Genomic DNA, 16,303 nt, shown 5'->3' with positions numbered 1-16,303 from the left:
ATGTTATAAAATATTGCATATCAAAATGGATTGTTAGTTCGTGAGGCTCTCATTATATGGAATCTTTACACATTTAAATTAATAATTACCATAAAAAGGGGTAATTATTTTTCCGTGATTCGTAGCATATTAAAAACGTAGGAGGTGAAACGATATGACAAACAAGAATAGCAGAAATAATAATGTGTTGATTCAAGGTGCTGAGAATGCCATTGATCAAATGAAGTATGAGATTGCACAAGAGTTTGGTGTACAGCTTGGAGCAGATACAACATCTCGTGCAAACGGTTCTGTTGGTGGTGAAATCACAAAACGTTTAGTTGCAATGGCTGAACAACAACTTGGCGGTGGATTCACTCATTAATTATACCCGAGGACATCACAGATTACAGTACACGGTAGTAAGCATATACATTGTTTATCTGTATTTAGTTTATAAATCAGTTCTCATATTTAAAAATACTCATGTAAGCATCCAAATAGGATGCTTTTTTCTTTGCTATATAGAAATTATACAATAAATATGTGTTGATGGTGAATTATTTTTATATAACACTAGAGAGAGTTAAACTAAATATAAATAACAGGAAAAGAAAAACAAGCACTATTGGGGGGCTGTCTAGCAATGGAACCAAATCACGCAATAAGTATAAGCGGACATTAGGAACCTTATAAATTTAGAGAATATAGGATTCCTGTTTTATCACTGTACTAAACCTAAAAATAAGAAAGTAGTAGCAGGATTACTGGTCCCGTTGCAAAGTTTTTTTAATATCAAATGAGATGAGAAATTTTGCACGAATCTATTATGCAGCGATAAATAATTTTTGTAATTCATTACACGTTGAAAAACAGGAGTCTGGTTTAAGGCTCCTGTTTTGTTTATATAAAGCATGAACGGTTTCGATTCCTTTGATGGTACGAGAAGCATGACGAAGATTTTGAAATCCTGCGGATTTAGCAAAGCGACGTTTTATATGTCTATGATCCTGTTCAATCAGATTATTGAGGTGTTTAATTTTGCAGTGTTTTGTACGTACATAAAAATCATTATGTTTTAGCTTTTTCAATGCACAAAGCAAGGCTGGAGCCTTGTCTGTTGTAAGAACCGTAGGTTCTCCAAAAGCTTTGATGAGTCGCTTCATAAACATATAGGCAGCTTTGTGATCACGTGTTTTTCGAAGTTGAAAGTCCAGTGTATGTCCATCACTATCAATGGCACGATATAAATAACACCATTCCCCTTTTACTTTGATATACGTCTCATCCAAATGCCAAGCATGGTGTGCTGATTTGTTTTTCTTCTTCCACATTTGATAGATGAGATTTCCATATTCATGAACCCAACGCATGATAGTTGTTGGATGAACGGAAACACCACGCTCTTTCAGGATTTCAGATACATCACGATAGCTTAAAGAAAAACGGCAATAATAGCCGACGGCTACCAAAATAATATCTTTCTTGAATTGTTTTCCTTTAAAATATCACATGCATCATGCTCCTCGAATCATTTTTCTTCCATTTTAATCTCGCTTAGAAAACTTTGCAACGGAACCGATGTAGGTATTAAAGAACTTGCTGTTTGTTCTAATGGAATGGAATTTAAAAACATTAATAAAACAAAAGTAGTTAAGCAGGCGGAGAAACGCCTTCGTAGGTTGCAACGTCAAGTTTCTCGTAAATATGAAATGAATAAGGAGGGTATCCGTTTCGTCAAAACAAGCAATATTATAAAACTTGAAAAGAGGATACAACACTTACATAGACGTTTGATAAATATCCGAGATAATCATATTCACCAAGTAACTACTGCAATCGTGAAAACCAAACCTTGCAGAGTTGTGATGGAGGCGTTGAATATTAAGGGAATTATGAAGAATAAACACTTATCGAAAGCCATGGCACAACAAAAATTATATGATTTCAAAATGAAAATACAGTATAAATGTGAAAAATATGGGGTTGAATATATTGAAGCTGATAAGTGGTTTCCCTCTTCTAAAACGTGTTCAAATTGTGGTGAAGTCAACAAACATTTAAGACAGGATGTATCATTGCAAATGTGGGCATCGTATGGACAGGGATTTGAATGCATCTATTAATTTGTCATGTTATCAATTAGCAAATTAACATTCGAAACGTTAGTGCTAATATGTAGGATTCGTTGTATCCAAATTTACGCCCTTGGAGTGTCATAGCAAACGAAAGTAGCTTCGGCAAAATCGGACACGTAGAATAGGGAAGTCAACAAACCTTATAAAGTTTCATAAGGTTTTGGCAACAACCAACGGTTCTCACAACAGACAAAGCGCCAGTGTTACTTTGTGCGATTAAAAAATAAAGAGAAGAAGGTTTTTATACACATACGACTCATTGTACAATCGAGCATTTAAATAATCTGATATAAGAAGACCATAGACATGTAAAGCGACGTTTTGCTAAATCTGCAGGATTTCAAAGTTTTTATCATGCTTCACGTACAATAAAAGGAATTGAAACCATTCATGCCCTATACAAACAAAGGCGAAATCTTCATTCAGACTTCGCCTTCTCAGTTTATCATGAATTACAACAATTACTGGTATCCGTATAATATTTCTTTATATGTTCAGAACTCTGTATATCTCTTGAGAAAGTTTGTAACGGAATCATTACAGCAATTACTAAGAGTTGCATAACATTTAATTGTAATTAAATTAACTTTTTATCTGCTAAGAAACTTTGTAACAGAACCCCAAAAAGTACGGTGAACCCTAACATCTATTGTGGTTTGTTGAAAAGGTGTAGGGTATTATTTCGCTCTTCTATGGGTAGAAAGCATGGACGTTCTTGGCCATGTGGTGTATCGGGATAATGTGTACAAATATATGTTTTATCAGAAAAATCATTGAACAAACTAGAGTGTCCTGCATTGTAATCCATTAGCAGCTCTTTATCATGTGTCCATGGTCCTTCCATTTCTCCATTTTTTGAACGTGCAATAGCAACTGTATAACCGCCAAAGCTATTTTCACTGTATCCAGTTTTTGAATAGCTCGACCATAGCATCAACAGTTCACCATCAACCGTTTTATAGAAAAAGGGAGCATCTGTCAAATAACCGTCTTTTTCAATACGTGGATCAGCAAATTTTCGAATCCAAGGCATTTTTGCTGCATTTAAAATTTCAAATGGCTTTCCAATACGTGAATTTAGGTCTCGTGAGAGACGTTGAGCCATGATTTTCCCCTCGTATTCAGTAGTCCATTCATGACAGAATACAACCCAACGTTGGCCCTTTTCATCTTCATAATAAGTTCCATCTAAGCATTCCCAATCGGGTGGAGTTGCTGGTTCGTTCACTAATGGCTCGTAAGGCCCGGCAGGATGGTCTGCAACCAATATTCCCGTTCCACGATGAATGCCTATTCCCCCTTTAAATGTAGCGAACATGTAGTAGCGACTATCGATTTCATACACTTCTGGTGCCCAATAATGACGCACTCCCCAGAAACCTTTAGAGGGAAGGAAGGCAGGAAAGGGACCTTCCCATATTTCTAAATTCTCACTGATGTAGACTTCGAACATAGGCTCGATGTCGCCACATCCATCTGCAAATGTAGTACCAAACAAATAATATCGCTTTTCTGTTTTCGAGGGGAAAATGAAGGGGTCACGCATGTGAATATCCTTCGTTTTCCATTTTTTTACTTTTCGGAAGCTGAGTTTCATCATCTATACCTACCTTCATTGAATTACTTGATACCTGAATTGGTGACTCCTTTGACAAAGTACTTGTTTGCCCATAAAAAGATAATAAGGGCTGGTAATGTTGCGACGACAGTCGAAGCCATCATTGCTGCAGGATTGACGAAATTCGAACCTTGAATCAACGTTGCAATACCCAGTGTTAACGTCTTCATTTCATTTGAATTCGTAACAAGAGATGGCCAGAGATAATCATTATAAATTGATAAAAAGGTGATGACAGCAAGCGTTGTGACAACGGGCTTGATTGAAGGGAAAATTACTTTTATCAAGACGTCCCACTGGGATGCACCATCCAAGTATGCAGCTTCTTCTAACTCTTTTGGGAAAGAGCGTAAGAAATTGTAAATTAAGAAAACTCCCATCGTTCCTGCTGAATAAGGCAAAATCAAAGGAATATAAGTATCCACTAAGTTGAAATTTTTAAACAGATAAAATGCTGGGAATAAGGTGACAATTCCAGGTATCGTTAATGCAATGATTACAATTCCTAAAATTATTTTTTTTCCTGGAACATTCAAGCGTGCTAGAGCATAAGCCGCCAAGATATCAACAACTATAACCAAAAATGTTCCTACTGCAGTGACAAGAGCTGTATTAAGTGTCCAAAGGAGTATCTTTACATCTGACGAGCTATTGAACAGATTAGAATAGTTCTCGAATGTCCATACTTTAGGAAGGAGTGTCGAGCTGGATATAGACTCACCAAGTGTTTTGAATGAAGTAAACACCATCCATACGAGAGGCAGAATAAAGAGTGCTGCCAATATCGTAGCCACGATGACTAATATTGTGGTTTTCATTTTTTTCTCTCTCATCTTTCATCAACTCCTCTTGATAGACTAAAATGCAACTTTATGTTTTTCACTAATATTTTTTTTCTATTCTATTATTCGCCCAATACTGGAATGCAGTAATTATCATCATGATGATACCCATTACAATTGCCATGGCTGAACCGATTCCTAACTGGTTTCCACTAAATACAGTGTTATTGATATTCATAATTAAAGAGGTCGTTGATTGGTCAGGCCCACCTTTTGTAATAAGTAAAGTTTGTCCATACAAATTAAAAGACGAAATTACTGTAGTAATTAAGATGAAGAAAGCAACGTTCCGAATTTCTGGGAAGGTAATGAATCGGAATTTTTTGAAGCCAGTAGCACCATCTAAATCGGCAGCTTCATATAAACTCCCATCAACTTCATCCAGAGCATTGACAAACAACAACATGTTGAATCCAATTGTCCACCAAATTGTAGAGATAAGAACAACAATCCAAGCATAAGGTTGCTCACTCAACCAGTTAATCGGTTCATTGATCAAATGCAACTTCACAAGGAAATTATTGATAAAGCCACCGTTAGCGTTGAACAACCAAAGGTAAATAGCTGAGACGGCTGTTACTGAAATTGAATAAGAGAAAAAAAAGATTGTCCGGTAAAAGACTTTGAGTTTTTGCGGAAGATTATCAATCAATAAAGCGAGCCCTAAACTGATTAACACCAATGGGGGGACACTGATGACGATAAATACGAGAGTGTTTTTCAGCGCTGTAAAGAATTGATCGTAATACATGGTGTTTGGATTAAAGATTGCCTTATAGTTGTCTAATCCTATGAACCCTAGGTTTCCCATTGAGAGACGGTAATCATTCAAGCTGATCCAAATACCATATAGGAATGGGACGAGCCAAAATGCTAAAAAGCATAATATAAATGGGGCAATGAAAATAAGTGCTTTCCATTTTGTCCTCATTGTATGATTCATTTGTAAGCCCTCCCCTTAAGAAAACAGGGTAAGCAGCTCAGCTGCTTACCCTGTTTTTAGAATAGTGATTATTTGCTGGTAGCAGCAGCAGATTTAGCCTTCTTTGTCGCAGTTTCAAGTTCTTTCATCAATTTATCTTTTGTAAAATCTTTGTCACCTACTAATTTAGAGAATACAACTTCACTCATATAACGCATTTGTTCACTATATAGGTAAACATGAGGCATTGATACGTAATGATCTAGTTGCGAAAGATTTTTCGAAGCAAGTTCATATTTACTTGAATCCTCTTGAATAAAATTCAAAGTGGCTAAATGAGTGGGAGTTTGCCCTGCTTCTGCCCAGTTCGCTAAATTTTCGGGTATATACATATATTTAAGAAATTGCTCGATACCCGTTTTTACTTTTTCATCTTTTACGTTTGTCGGAATAGCAAGTGTATGTGCGTTACCAGTTGTAGCGATTTTTTTACCTAATTGCGGAATTGTACTGATACCAAGATTATCACCGAACTTCTCTTTTAAAGCCTGAAAATACCAAGGGCCAGTTAGTGAAACTACAGATTGTTTCGTATCATTATTAGCTGATTTCATAAATGTTTGGAATTCACCATCAAGTCCAAGTTTTGATGGTGACATTTTATCTTCAAATACCATATCATGATACGTCATGAGTGCATCAGCAAATGGCTCTTGAGCAAAGTTTAAATAATCGCCTTCAACAAGGTTGATGTTATTTTGGGCTGCGATTGTTGTCATGTAAAATTCGACAAGTCCTGTTGAAGGAAGACCGAGTGTATAGAGATTTTTGTTAATACTTTGTACTTCTTCATTGATTCTTTTCAAATCAGCATATGTTTTTGGTTCTGATTTTACATATTCTTTGTTATAGAACATGGTTAAGGGATGGATATCGAGTGGCACACCATACATTTTTCCATTCACAGTGGTCGAATCAATTCCTGCTTTATGGAAATCACTTTCTTTAAGGTCTGCCTTATCCATATATGGTGTAACAGGCTGAATCATGTTATCTTTCACGTATGTGTCAAGGTTAGACTCGTGTATGACAACTAAATCATATTGGCTGGATTTAAATTTTGTGTAATGATCTTTTTCCTGTGACTGAATGACCTTATACTTGTCCTGTGATTTATTGAAGCCGTCTACAATTTTATTCATATAGGCCCCGTCTCCACCAGTAAAACCATTAATAAATCGAATTTCTGTTTTACCGCTGTTCGATGAATCTGAAGATTCATTTCCTTTGCAACCAACTATACCTAATATAAGCATTGAAGTTGCAAGAATCATTCCCAACTTCCTTTTAGTCATTTTCAGCTCTCCTTTAAAATAAGTTATTTGGAATCGCTTACATTTGAATCTTAAAACAAATTTAGTAAAAAAACAATATAATTTTAACTAAAAAATAATGGGATTTTGAAAGACTTTCCTTAATAGATTTTCAAATGATTTTAATTGGAAAGTATTTAAAAATAATACTTTTTAGGTAAATATTATTTGGTTTAATGTTCATTATAGTATAAACTATCGTCAATTATTGTTGGTAATCGCATAGTGCGCGAGAGAAGATTGGTAGTGATTTTCCTATATATAAAAGATATTATTTTTACTGATAATACTTTTTAGGGAAATAATATTAATAGTATAACCAAATTCAAAATAAATAATAAAAAAATATTTTTTAGTAAAAAAACAGTAAAAATAAGTTGACTTTAACTAAAAATAAAATAAAATAAAAAATGTAAGCGTTTTCTGTGAGTGGTTTGTGCAAAATAGATGATATATGTAAAAAAGTGGAGAATAGGAGATTTTAGCTATGAGAATAGAATCTTTAGAAACAACATTTGAAAAAATATTTCAGGAAAAGGTAGAACGCATCTTTTTTGCCCCAGGTAGAGTCAATTTAATTGGAGAACATACGGATTATAATGGTGGACATGTTTTTCCAGTTGCCATTACATTCGGTACTTATGCTTTAGTTAGAAAAAGATCCGATCAACTTATCCGCTTAATGTCTTTAAATTTTGAAGAAATGGGAGTGATGGAAAGCTCCCTAGACGATTTAGAACGTAATTCATCAGATGGATGGATTAGTTATCCAAAAGGGATGACTAAACTCTTCAAAGAAAAAGGTCATAAAATAGAAACAGGTTATGACGTACTATTTTATGGGAATATACCGAATGGAGCAGGGCTCTCTTCATCAGCGTCGATTGAATTGGCTACCGCTGTTATGTTACGAGGTCTTTATGATCTAACGATCGATCGAATTGAAATGATACAAATGGGACAACGCGTAGAAAATGAATATATTGGTGTAAACAGTGGTATCATGGATCAATTTGCTATCGGCATGGGTAAATCGGGTAGTGGGATATGGTTAGATTGTAAAACCTTAGAATATGAATATGCTCCTATTGAGTTGAAAGGTGAAAGTATTGTCATCATGAATACCAATAAGCGTCGTGAGTTGGTTGATTCGAAATATAATGAACGTAGAAGTGAATGCACAGAAGCGTTTAAACGGCTTAAACAAAAAATGAATGTTCGTTACCTTGGAGAAGTGACGCCTAATCAGTTTGAAGAGAATAAATATATTATTGGAGATGAGGTGTTAGAGAAGCGAGCTAAGCACGTTGTATATGAGAATGAACGAACGATTAAAGCTCTTATTAAATTGAGGGAAGGGGACCTAAATGCTGTAGGTAAACTGATGAACGAGTCTCATTGCTCTCTCGAAAAAGATTATGAAGTTACTGGTAAAGAATTGGATACGCTAGTTCATGCCGCTTGGGAACAACCAGGTGTAATAGGCGCACGTATGACTGGAGCTGGATTTGGCGGCTGTGCTATTGCAATCGTCAAGAACAAGTTTATTGATGCGTTCGTCGAAAAAGTTGGTGACACCTACCGTAAAATATGTGGTCGTGAAGCCACTTTCTATATCGCACATATCGGTGATGGGGCGCGCGAAATAAAAAGGAGATGATTTAATATGAGCATCGCGGTTATTGGAGGAGCTGGATATATAGGTTCACACGCAGTATATCAATTATTGGATCAAGGCAAGGAAGTTATTGTCATCGACAATCTACAAACAGGGCATGAGGAGGCAGTTCATCCACATGCAAATCTATACAAGGGGGATATCCGAGATAGAGATTTTTTGAATGAAGTATTTAAAAAAGAAAAAATCACACAAATCATTCATTTTGCAGCTAACTCACTAGTAGGTGAATCAATGGGAGACCCATTGAAATACTATGACAACAATGTCTACGGAACTCAAGTACTTCTTGAAGTAATGCATCACCACAATATCAATCAAATCGTATTCTCATCCTCAGCTGCTACGTATGGAGAACAAGAAATTATACCGATTACAGAGACAGCTCAAACTGAGCCAACAAGTACCTATGGTGAAACAAAATTGGTTATGGAAAAAATGATGAAGTGGTGTGATCAAGCTTATGGAATTAAGTACGTGTCACTTCGTTATTTTAATGTAGCAGGGGCTAGATCTTCTGGGGAAATTGGAGAAGCCCATACCCCTGAAACACATCTCATCCCGGTTGTGCTTGAAGTTGCAAACGGAATACGAGAACACATCAACATTTTTGGAGAAGACTATAACACTCCTGATGGCACTTGTATCCGTGATTATATTCATGTTGAAGACTTAGTTGATGCGCATATTTTGGCACTTGAATATCTTAAAGGGAACAATGAAAGTAATATTTTCAATCTGGGTTCCAGTCAAGGGTTTTCTGTCAAAGAAATCATCGAGTCTGCTCGTAAAGTGACAGGCCATCCAATTCCCACATTTATTGGAAATAGACGTGATGGAGATCCAGCTATATTAATTGCATCATCCAAAAAAGCGAAAGAAATATTGAGGTGGAGACCATCTCGAACAGAAATCGAACGAATTATCTCAGATGCTTGGAAATGGCATAATAGTCATCCTCAAGGTTATGACAAAGTAAAAAAAATGGGGGATGTAATATGATCTATAGTTATATCGAAGGACTAATTAAAGAAGCGTGTAAAGCAGGAATCGTACAAGAACGAGATCACATTTATCTACGAAATCAGCTACTTGGTCTATTAAAATTAAATGTCTTTGTTTTACCTAAGGAAGACTTACCTGAGGTATCACTCACTGATTTTGTGGACCTCATCACTGATTATGCAGTCGACCAAGGGATTGTGCAGCCTTTTTTAGTAGAAAAAGATATATTTGGGGCAAATCTTATGAATATATTCACATCAAAGCCATCTGAAATCTCTATGTTGTTTTGGGGCTATTATAATCAATCTCCAGAAAAAGCTACAAATTATTTTTATGAATTGAGCCAAGCATCAAATTACATCCAAACTAAACGCCTTAAGAAAAATATCTGCTATAAAGCCTCAACAGAGTATGGTGAATTAGATATCACCATTAACCTATCAAAGCCTGAGAAAGACCCTAAAGAAATAGCTAGAGCGAAATTGTACCCTGAGTCGGAGACAAAGTATCCCAAATGTTTACTCTGTGTTGAAAATGAAGGGTTTATCGGTCATTTGAATCATCCAGCAAGGGCTAATCACCGTATTATACCCTTAGAGCTGGGGGAAGAGCGCTGGTATCTTCAATATTCACCATATCTTTACTATAACGAGCATTGTATCTTGCTCTCTGAAGAACATCGAGATATGAAAATTAACTTCAGTACTTTTTATCGGATTCTCGATTTTGTGAGACAATTCCCACATTATTTTGCGGGATCTAATGCAGATTTACCGATTGTAGGGGGATCGATTTTAACTCATGACCACTATCAAGGAGGTCAATATGAATTTCCGATGGCGAAGGCGAAAGAAGAGAATCATTTTCATTTAGCAAAGTTTCCTTCGATAGAAGCCATGACAATCCGCTGGCCACTGTCTGTCATGCGGTTGCGTAGTAGTAATCTCTTTGAACTTGCAACAGCTGCCGGGTTTATCTTAGAGGTATGGAAAACCTATAATGATGAAACGCAAAACATCTTGTCATATACGGGCTCTACAAGACACAATACGATTACTCCAATTGCACGGATGAGAAATGGGTTATATGAGCTAGATCTTGTTTTACGTAATAACCGAACATCGGATGAACACCCGCTTGGTATTTTCCATCCACATGCAGATGTACACCACATTAAGAAAGAAAATATTGGATTGATAGAGGTTATGGGTTTGGCAGTATTACCTCCTCGCCTAAGAGAAGATTTACTAGATGTAAAAAAATATATTCAAACCGGAGAAAACGTTGTAAAAAAAGAACATTTGAGTTGGGCACAAGAATTGAAAGCACACTATGAACCATCAGTTGATCTTAATGAGTATGTGAATCAAGCTATAGCAATGAAATTTGTAAAAGGATTAGAAGATTGTGGTGTCTTCAAACGGACAGAATCAGGTAGAAGAGCATTTTTAAAATTTATTCGAACAATCAATAAAATAAAAAAGGGGGTCTGCCATCATGACGTTAATAACAAAGAAGAATATTTGTGACTTGAATGGAAAAGAAGTCATTGAGTATACTATGAGGAATAAAAATGGTATGGAGATTGTAGTACTTAACTATGGGTGTACAATTACAAAATGGACAGCTAAAGATCGAAATGATCATTACAAAAATGTTGTATTAGGATTTGAAAGTTTTGAGGATTATTTAGAACGCTCTCCTTATTTTGGTGCAGTAATTGGTCCTGTCGCTGGACGAATTGAAAATGCCTCATTTCGTCTAGCAGGCTCTCTATACCAATTACAGAAAAATGATGGGGAAAACAATCTACATGGTGGATTCAATGGTTTTGATAAAATAATTTGGGAGGTGTTGGAAGGAGAGAATCAAGAGCTGATTTTTCAAAGAATGATTTCAGATGGAGGGGGGGGATTTCCAGGCAATCGAGAAGTGCAAGTTACTTATCGTCTTGAAGAAAATGATACACTAGATATTTCTTATGAAGGAGTCACAGACCAACCAACCATTATTAATATGACAAACCATACGTATTTTAATCTCAGTGGGAATTGTAAGTCTGATATATTGGAACATGTGCTTCAGATAAAAGCCAGCCATTATTTACCTTTGAAAGAAAACTTGATTCCAATAGGTAAAGAAGTGAACGTAATAGGAACGGCATTTGATTTCCAAAAGGGGAAAAAAGTTCGAATAGGAACAGAATCTTTTGAATCACAAACGCTAATTGCAGGTAATGGGTATGATCATCCGTTTATTCTGGATACCAATTTCGATGAGGAAATTGTTTTGATAGAACCGAATTCTGGTCGCAAACTTTCAATTGAAACAGATCAAAAGGTTGTGGTCTTTTATGCAGGAACTCAATTGACAGAAAATCTTTCAATAAACGGAGGCTGTTCTCGGAAATATTTAGGGCTCTGCCTTGAAACACAAAATTACCCAAATGCTATTAATGAACCTTCTTTTCCATCTATAATTATTAAACAAAATGAAAAATATATAGCAAAAACCCGATATAAATTTACAACTATCTGATTTGATAGAGGGAGAGGAATTAAAATAAATGTCGACAATAAAAGATATTGCTAATCATGTTGGGGTATCGATTGCAACGGTATCCCGTGTTCTAAATTACGATTCTTCTTTGTCTGTGGGCGATACGACCAAGCAAAAAATATTTGAAGCCGCTGAGCTCCTAAATTACAAGAAAAAGCGTGAAGTGAAAAAAATCTCTTTGCCGACGATTGCACTAATCCATTGGTATACAGAGGCAGAAGAATTAAATGACTTATATTATATGTCCATTCGATTGGGTGTTGAGAATAGATGTAAACAGCATGGTTTGCAGTTTAAAAAATTCATGTATAGTGAGCTAGATGAAGTTAAGAAGGAAAAGATAAAAGGAGTCATTGCAATCGGTAAATATAGTCCGAAACAAGTGGAAGAATTGAATGAAATGGCTAGTCATATTGTATTTGTGGACTTTTCACCAGAAAATGATGAATTTGATAGTGTAGTAACAGATTTTTCTAAAGTCACACAAAAAGCATTGGACTATTTTTGGAATCAAGGTATTCGAAAAATTGGTTATATTGGAGGTCGTGAATTTTTTCAAGATAAGTCTAACCCAATTGCTGAAATCCGAGAACAGACTTTTGAGACGTATATGAAAGAAAAGAATGCTCTTAAGCCAGAATTTATGGTTGTCGGTGCCTACAGTGCAGCAGATGGATACCAATTGATGAAACAATTTATTACAGATTACCGTGAGGACTTACCAGAAGCTTTCTTTGCAGCCAGCGATACGTTAGCAATTGGAGCTCTACGAGCACTTAACGAGGAAAGAATTCAGGTTCCACAACAGGTCAGTATCATTGGAGTCAATGACATTACTGTTTCAAAATATGTGTTTCCTCCTCTTAGCACTGTAAAAGTATATACTGAATTGATGGGAGAGACGGGTGTAGAACTATTGTTAGATCGTTTAAAACATAATCGAATTGCTAAAAAAGTCATCTTATCTTCTGAATTGATTATTCGAGGAAGTAGCCACTAAGTTTTTTCAAAATCAGACCATATAAAAAGGTTATCTTAAAGTGAAGATAACTATACAATTCGACTATAAGCCTATATTAATGAATTTGGAGTGATTCTAATGATGCGTACAGAGTATCCTCGTCCTCAGTTCCAGCGACAGAGCTGGGAAAGTTTAAATGGAGAATGGAGCTTTTCATTTGACGATCAAAATATTGGACTTAGGGAATGTTGGTATAAGAAGCCGCAAAACTTTAAGAAAAAAATTCAAGTTCCTTTTGCCTATCAAACCAAATTGAGTGGAATTCAGGATTCTACATTTCATGATGTAGTCTGGTATCACCGACAAGTGAGTATACCTAAAGAGTGGGATGAACAACGAATTATGCTCCATTTTGGAGCGGTCGACTATCGGGCACATGTATTTGTAAACGGAGAATTAGCAGGCACTCATGAAGGAGGTCATACTTCTTTTTCATTTGATATCACACATCTTATAAATAATCAAGGGGCATCGATTGTTGTAAGAGCAGAGGATCCTTCTACTGATGAGACCATTCCACGTGGAAAACAATATTGGGTTGAAGAATCAGATTCAATTTGGTATACACGTACAACTGGGATTTGGCAGTCAGTATGGTTAGAGCCTGTTTCATATGCATCAATTGAAAAAGTTCGTATGACACCCGACATTGATTCTGGAGATATTGAATTTGCATTTGATTTTTCTCCAGAATCGTTAAAAAAGAAACTAACGATTAAGATTGAATATAAAGGTGATTTGGTTTGTGAAGATACATTTTTAATTATGGAGAAATGTATGAAGAGACGCATCAACATATTTGGAGAACATATCTTCAACACAAATTTTCATCATGATGGGAGGACTTGGACTCCAGAAAACCCCAATTTATTCGATGTCATCTTTATACTTTATGATGAGGATCGAATTTCAGATCAAGTAAATTCCTATTTTGGTATGCGTAAGGTCCATAGTGAGGATGGCATGATTTACTTAAACAATAAACCATACTATCAAAAGTTGGTTCTTGATCAAGGGTATTGGAGAGAAGGGCTGTTGACCGCTCCTACAGATGAAGACTTGAAAAAAGATATTTTACTCGCGAAGGAAATGGGCTTCAATGGATGCCGAAAACATCAAAAAGTAGAAGACCCACGATTCCTTTATTGGGCAGATCGACTAGGCTACTTGGTATGGGGAGAATGTGCAGCTTCAGCTTTCTATTCAGAGAAAGCAGCAAGTCGCCTGACGGCTGAATGGACAGAAATTATTGAGCGCGATTATAATCACCCATCTATTGTCGCATGGGTGCCATTGAACGAAAGTTGGGGTGTTCCATATATTCGTAGTAATGAGCAACAACAACATCATTCACAAGCTATGTATTACTATATCCATTCTTTAGATGGAACACGACCAGTCATCTCAAATGATGGCTGGGAACTAACAGTGACAGATATCTGTGCGATTCATAATTATAATCACGGAACGGTAGACGAAGGCGCAAAGTATCGGAGGTTTAAAGAAGATCTTGCTACTAAGGAAGCTTTACTGAGTTCACAGCCAGCTAAGCGCAAAATTTACGCGAACGGCTTCCAGCATTGCGGTGAGCCAATTATCTTAACTGAGTTTGGTGGCATTGGCTACAAGGTTGGTGATAATGCAGGATGGGGTTATACATCTGTAGCAAATGCAGAAGAATTTATAAAAGACTATAGTCGTGTGATGGAAGCTGTGTATAGTTCTAAAGTACTTCACGGCTATTGTTATACACAATTGACAGATGTTGAACAAGAAATTAATGGTTTGTTGACATATGACCGTAATCCAAAATGTGAACTATCATTTATCCGTAGTATCAATGATAGCTGGCATGATGAAATAAAGAACAAACAATAGAGTAGGATTATAAAATTGATTCTAGTGCAAGATAAGGTTAATTGGAAAAGGTTTATCTTCATATTTAATAAACAATATAGAAGATTCACTTAGAATATTATAACTTTTCTATATAATGAGGAGGAAAGAACATGGCAGAAATAGTGCTTGAAAATATATATAAAATTTATGACAATAACATAATGGCCGTGAATGACTTTAACCTTCATATTAAAGATAAAGAATTTATTGTATTTGTTGGTCCATCCGGTTGCGGGAAATCAACAACACTACGGATGATAGCTGGATTAGAAGAAATTTCAAAAGGTAATTTTTACATTGATGGGGAACGAATGAATGACGTACCACCAAAAGACCGTGACATTGCAATGGTATTCCAAAATTACGCATTATATCCTCATCTGACGGTGTTTGATAATATGGCTTTTGGGTTGAAAATGCGTAAGGTTCCCAAAGGTGAGATTGAACATCGTGTGAATGAAGCGGCAAAAATCCTCGGTTTAGAAGAATATTTAAAAAGGAAGCCCAAAGCATTATCAGGAGGGCAACGGCAACGTGTTGCGTTAGGTCGTGCAATTGTACGTGATGCAAAAGTATTTTTATTGGATGAACCTTTATCAAATTTAGATGCAAAACTACGTGTTTTGATGCGTTCAGAAATCTCGAAGCTACATCATCGCTTACAAACAACAACTATTTATGTAACTCATGACCAAACAGAGGCAATGACAATGGCAACACGTCTTGTTGTTATGAAAGATGGAGTAATTCAGCAAGTAGGTACACCTAAAGATGTATATAATAATCCTCAAAGTATGTTTGTTGGTAGTTTTATTGGTTCACCAGCAATGAATTTTTTTAAAGGAACCTTGCAAAATGGATATTTTATTATGCAAGATATTAGTTTGAAAGTTCCAGAAGGGAAACTGAACATTTTAAATACTCAAGAATATGATGGAAAAGAAGTTATATTGGGAATCCGACCGGAAGACATTCATGATGAGCTTGTAGTTGTTAAGGCATCTCCAGGTTCAACTATTCAGGTTACAATTGATGTAGCAGAATTATTAGGTGCAGAATGGATGATTTATGGAGAAATTGCAAATCAAAATTTTATTGCGCGTCTCGATACGCGTACTGAATTTAAAACTGGTGAAAAAGTTCAATTAGCAATTAATATGTCAAAAGCACATTTTTTCGATATTAAAACAGAACAACGTATACGTTAGGTTTAAAAACCTGTAGTAAATAAGGGTACTGGTACAAGATAAAATAAAAAGGGTTCTGTTG

12 protein-coding genes and 3 pseudogenes are annotated in these 16,303 nt (G+C 35.9%); 10 read left to right on the top strand and 5 right to left on the bottom strand.

The window, feature by feature from the left end; all coding sequences use genetic code 11:
* Positions 1-154 precede the first annotated feature (154 nt).
* A complete protein-coding gene (locus tag ACP6L7_RS09180) occupies positions 155-364 on the top strand; it encodes an alpha/beta-type small acid-soluble spore protein (RefSeq protein ID WP_430529051.1) in 210 nt (69 codons plus the stop codon).
* Positions 365-806: 442 nt separating this feature from the next.
* Here ACP6L7_RS09180 and ACP6L7_RS09175 read toward each other — a convergent pair.
* Positions 807-1,487, bottom strand: a pseudogene (locus tag ACP6L7_RS09175) (IS6 family transposase); the annotation flags it as partial.
* Positions 1,488-1,553: 66 nt separating this feature from the next.
* Between ACP6L7_RS09175 and ACP6L7_RS09170 the strand changes: the two are divergent.
* Positions 1,554-2,133: pseudogene (locus ACP6L7_RS09170) on the top strand (RNA-guided endonuclease InsQ/TnpB family protein); the annotation flags it as partial.
* A gap of 151 nt (positions 2,134-2,284) precedes the next feature.
* Positions 2,285-2,596 (top strand): annotated as a pseudogene (locus tag ACP6L7_RS09165) (DDE-type integrase/transposase/recombinase); the annotation flags it as partial.
* A gap of 167 nt (positions 2,597-2,763) precedes the next feature.
* Here the strand turns inward: ACP6L7_RS09165 and ACP6L7_RS09160 are convergent.
* From ACP6L7_RS09160 to ACP6L7_RS09145, 4 genes are all read right to left on the bottom strand, one after another.
* On the bottom strand, positions 2,764-3,717 hold the full coding sequence (locus ACP6L7_RS09160; RefSeq protein WP_430529050.1) for a glycoside hydrolase family 43 protein: 954 nt from the start codon (positions 3,715-3,717) through the stop codon (positions 2,764-2,766).
* A gap of 20 nt (positions 3,718-3,737) precedes the next feature.
* A complete protein-coding gene (locus tag ACP6L7_RS09155) occupies positions 3,738-4,568 on the bottom strand; it encodes a carbohydrate ABC transporter permease (protein ID WP_430529049.1) in 831 nt (276 codons plus the stop codon).
* A 49-nt stretch (positions 4,569-4,617) separates the two neighbouring features.
* Entirely contained in the window at positions 4,618-5,520 is a 903-nt protein-coding gene (locus ACP6L7_RS09150; RefSeq protein WP_430529048.1) for a carbohydrate ABC transporter permease, read from the bottom strand.
* Between the two features lie 68 nt (positions 5,521-5,588).
* Positions 5,589-6,854: an ABC transporter substrate-binding protein gene (locus ACP6L7_RS09145; RefSeq protein WP_430529047.1), complete on the bottom strand. Its 1,266-nt coding sequence runs from the start codon at positions 6,852-6,854 to the stop codon at positions 5,589-5,591.
* A 505-nt stretch (positions 6,855-7,359) separates the two neighbouring features.
* Between ACP6L7_RS09145 and ACP6L7_RS09140 the strand changes: the two genes are divergently transcribed.
* The 7 genes from ACP6L7_RS09140 (at position 7,360) to ACP6L7_RS09110 (ending at position 16,242) form a co-directional block, all read left to right on the top strand.
* Positions 7,360-8,532, top strand: a complete 1,173-nt coding sequence (locus tag ACP6L7_RS09140; RefSeq protein ID WP_430529046.1) for a galactokinase — start codon at positions 7,360-7,362, stop codon at positions 8,530-8,532.
* Between the two features lie 6 nt (positions 8,533-8,538).
* Positions 8,539-9,552: a UDP-glucose 4-epimerase GalE gene (galE, locus tag ACP6L7_RS09135; protein ID WP_430529045.1), complete on the top strand. Its 1,014-nt coding sequence runs from the start codon at positions 8,539-8,541 to the stop codon at positions 9,550-9,552.
* Positions 9,549-11,084, top strand: a complete 1,536-nt coding sequence (gene galT, locus ACP6L7_RS09130) for a UDP-glucose--hexose-1-phosphate uridylyltransferase (protein WP_430529044.1) — start codon at positions 9,549-9,551, stop codon at positions 11,082-11,084. Before galE ends, galT begins: the two co-directional genes overlap by 4 nt.
* Positions 11,053-12,093: an aldose epimerase family protein gene (locus tag ACP6L7_RS09125; RefSeq protein WP_430529043.1), complete on the top strand. Its 1,041-nt coding sequence runs from the start codon at positions 11,053-11,055 to the stop codon at positions 12,091-12,093. Before galT ends, ACP6L7_RS09125 begins: the two co-directional genes overlap by 32 nt.
* 28 nt (positions 12,094-12,121) lie before the next feature.
* Positions 12,122-13,114, top strand: coding sequence for a LacI family DNA-binding transcriptional regulator (locus tag ACP6L7_RS09120; protein WP_430529042.1), 993 nt, complete (start codon positions 12,122-12,124; stop codon positions 13,112-13,114).
* Between the two features lie 99 nt (positions 13,115-13,213).
* Complete coding sequence (locus ACP6L7_RS09115; RefSeq protein ID WP_430529041.1) at positions 13,214-15,013, top strand: glycoside hydrolase family 2 protein; 1,800 nt, start codon at positions 13,214-13,216, stop codon at positions 15,011-15,013.
* Between the two features lie 131 nt (positions 15,014-15,144).
* Positions 15,145-16,242: an ABC transporter ATP-binding protein gene (locus tag ACP6L7_RS09110; RefSeq protein WP_430529040.1), complete on the top strand. Its 1,098-nt coding sequence runs from the start codon at positions 15,145-15,147 to the stop codon at positions 16,240-16,242.
* Positions 16,243-16,303 lie beyond the last annotated feature (61 nt).

The sequence above is a fragment of the Bacillus silvicola genome (assembly GCF_050524305.1).
Classification (GTDB): Bacteria; Bacillota; Bacilli; order Bacillales; family Bacillaceae_G; genus Bacillus_A; species Bacillus_A cereus_AT.
This window is presented reverse-complemented; position numbering and strand designations above follow the sequence as displayed.

Excerpts from the sequence above, each read along its gene's own strand:
- ACP6L7_RS09180 (WP_430529051.1), top strand. The coding sequence starts at position 155 with ATGACAAACAAGAATAGCAGAAATAATAATGTGTTGATTCAAGGTGCT.
- ACP6L7_RS09160 (WP_430529050.1), bottom strand. The coding sequence starts at position 3,717 with ATGATGAAACTCAGCTTCCGAAAAGTAAAAAAATGGAAAACGAAGGAT.
- ACP6L7_RS09155 (WP_430529049.1), bottom strand. The coding sequence starts at position 4,568 with ATGAGAGAGAAAAAAATGAAAACCACAATATTAGTCATCGTGGCTACG.
- ACP6L7_RS09150 (WP_430529048.1), bottom strand. The coding sequence starts at position 5,520 with ATGAATCATACAATGAGGACAAAATGGAAAGCACTTATTTTCATTGCC.
- ACP6L7_RS09145 (WP_430529047.1), bottom strand. The coding sequence starts at position 6,854 with ATGACTAAAAGGAAGTTGGGAATGATTCTTGCAACTTCAATGCTTATA.
- ACP6L7_RS09140 (WP_430529046.1), top strand. The coding sequence starts at position 7,360 with ATGAGAATAGAATCTTTAGAAACAACATTTGAAAAAATATTTCAGGAA.
- galE (WP_430529045.1), top strand. The coding sequence starts at position 8,539 with ATGAGCATCGCGGTTATTGGAGGAGCTGGATATATAGGTTCACACGCA.
- galT (WP_430529044.1), top strand. The coding sequence starts at position 9,549 with ATGATCTATAGTTATATCGAAGGACTAATTAAAGAAGCGTGTAAAGCA.
- ACP6L7_RS09125 (WP_430529043.1), top strand. The coding sequence starts at position 11,053 with ATGACGTTAATAACAAAGAAGAATATTTGTGACTTGAATGGAAAAGAA.
- ACP6L7_RS09120 (WP_430529042.1), top strand. The coding sequence starts at position 12,122 with ATGTCGACAATAAAAGATATTGCTAATCATGTTGGGGTATCGATTGCA.
- ACP6L7_RS09115 (WP_430529041.1), top strand. The coding sequence starts at position 13,214 with ATGATGCGTACAGAGTATCCTCGTCCTCAGTTCCAGCGACAGAGCTGG.
- ACP6L7_RS09110 (WP_430529040.1), top strand. The coding sequence starts at position 15,145 with ATGGCAGAAATAGTGCTTGAAAATATATATAAAATTTATGACAATAAC.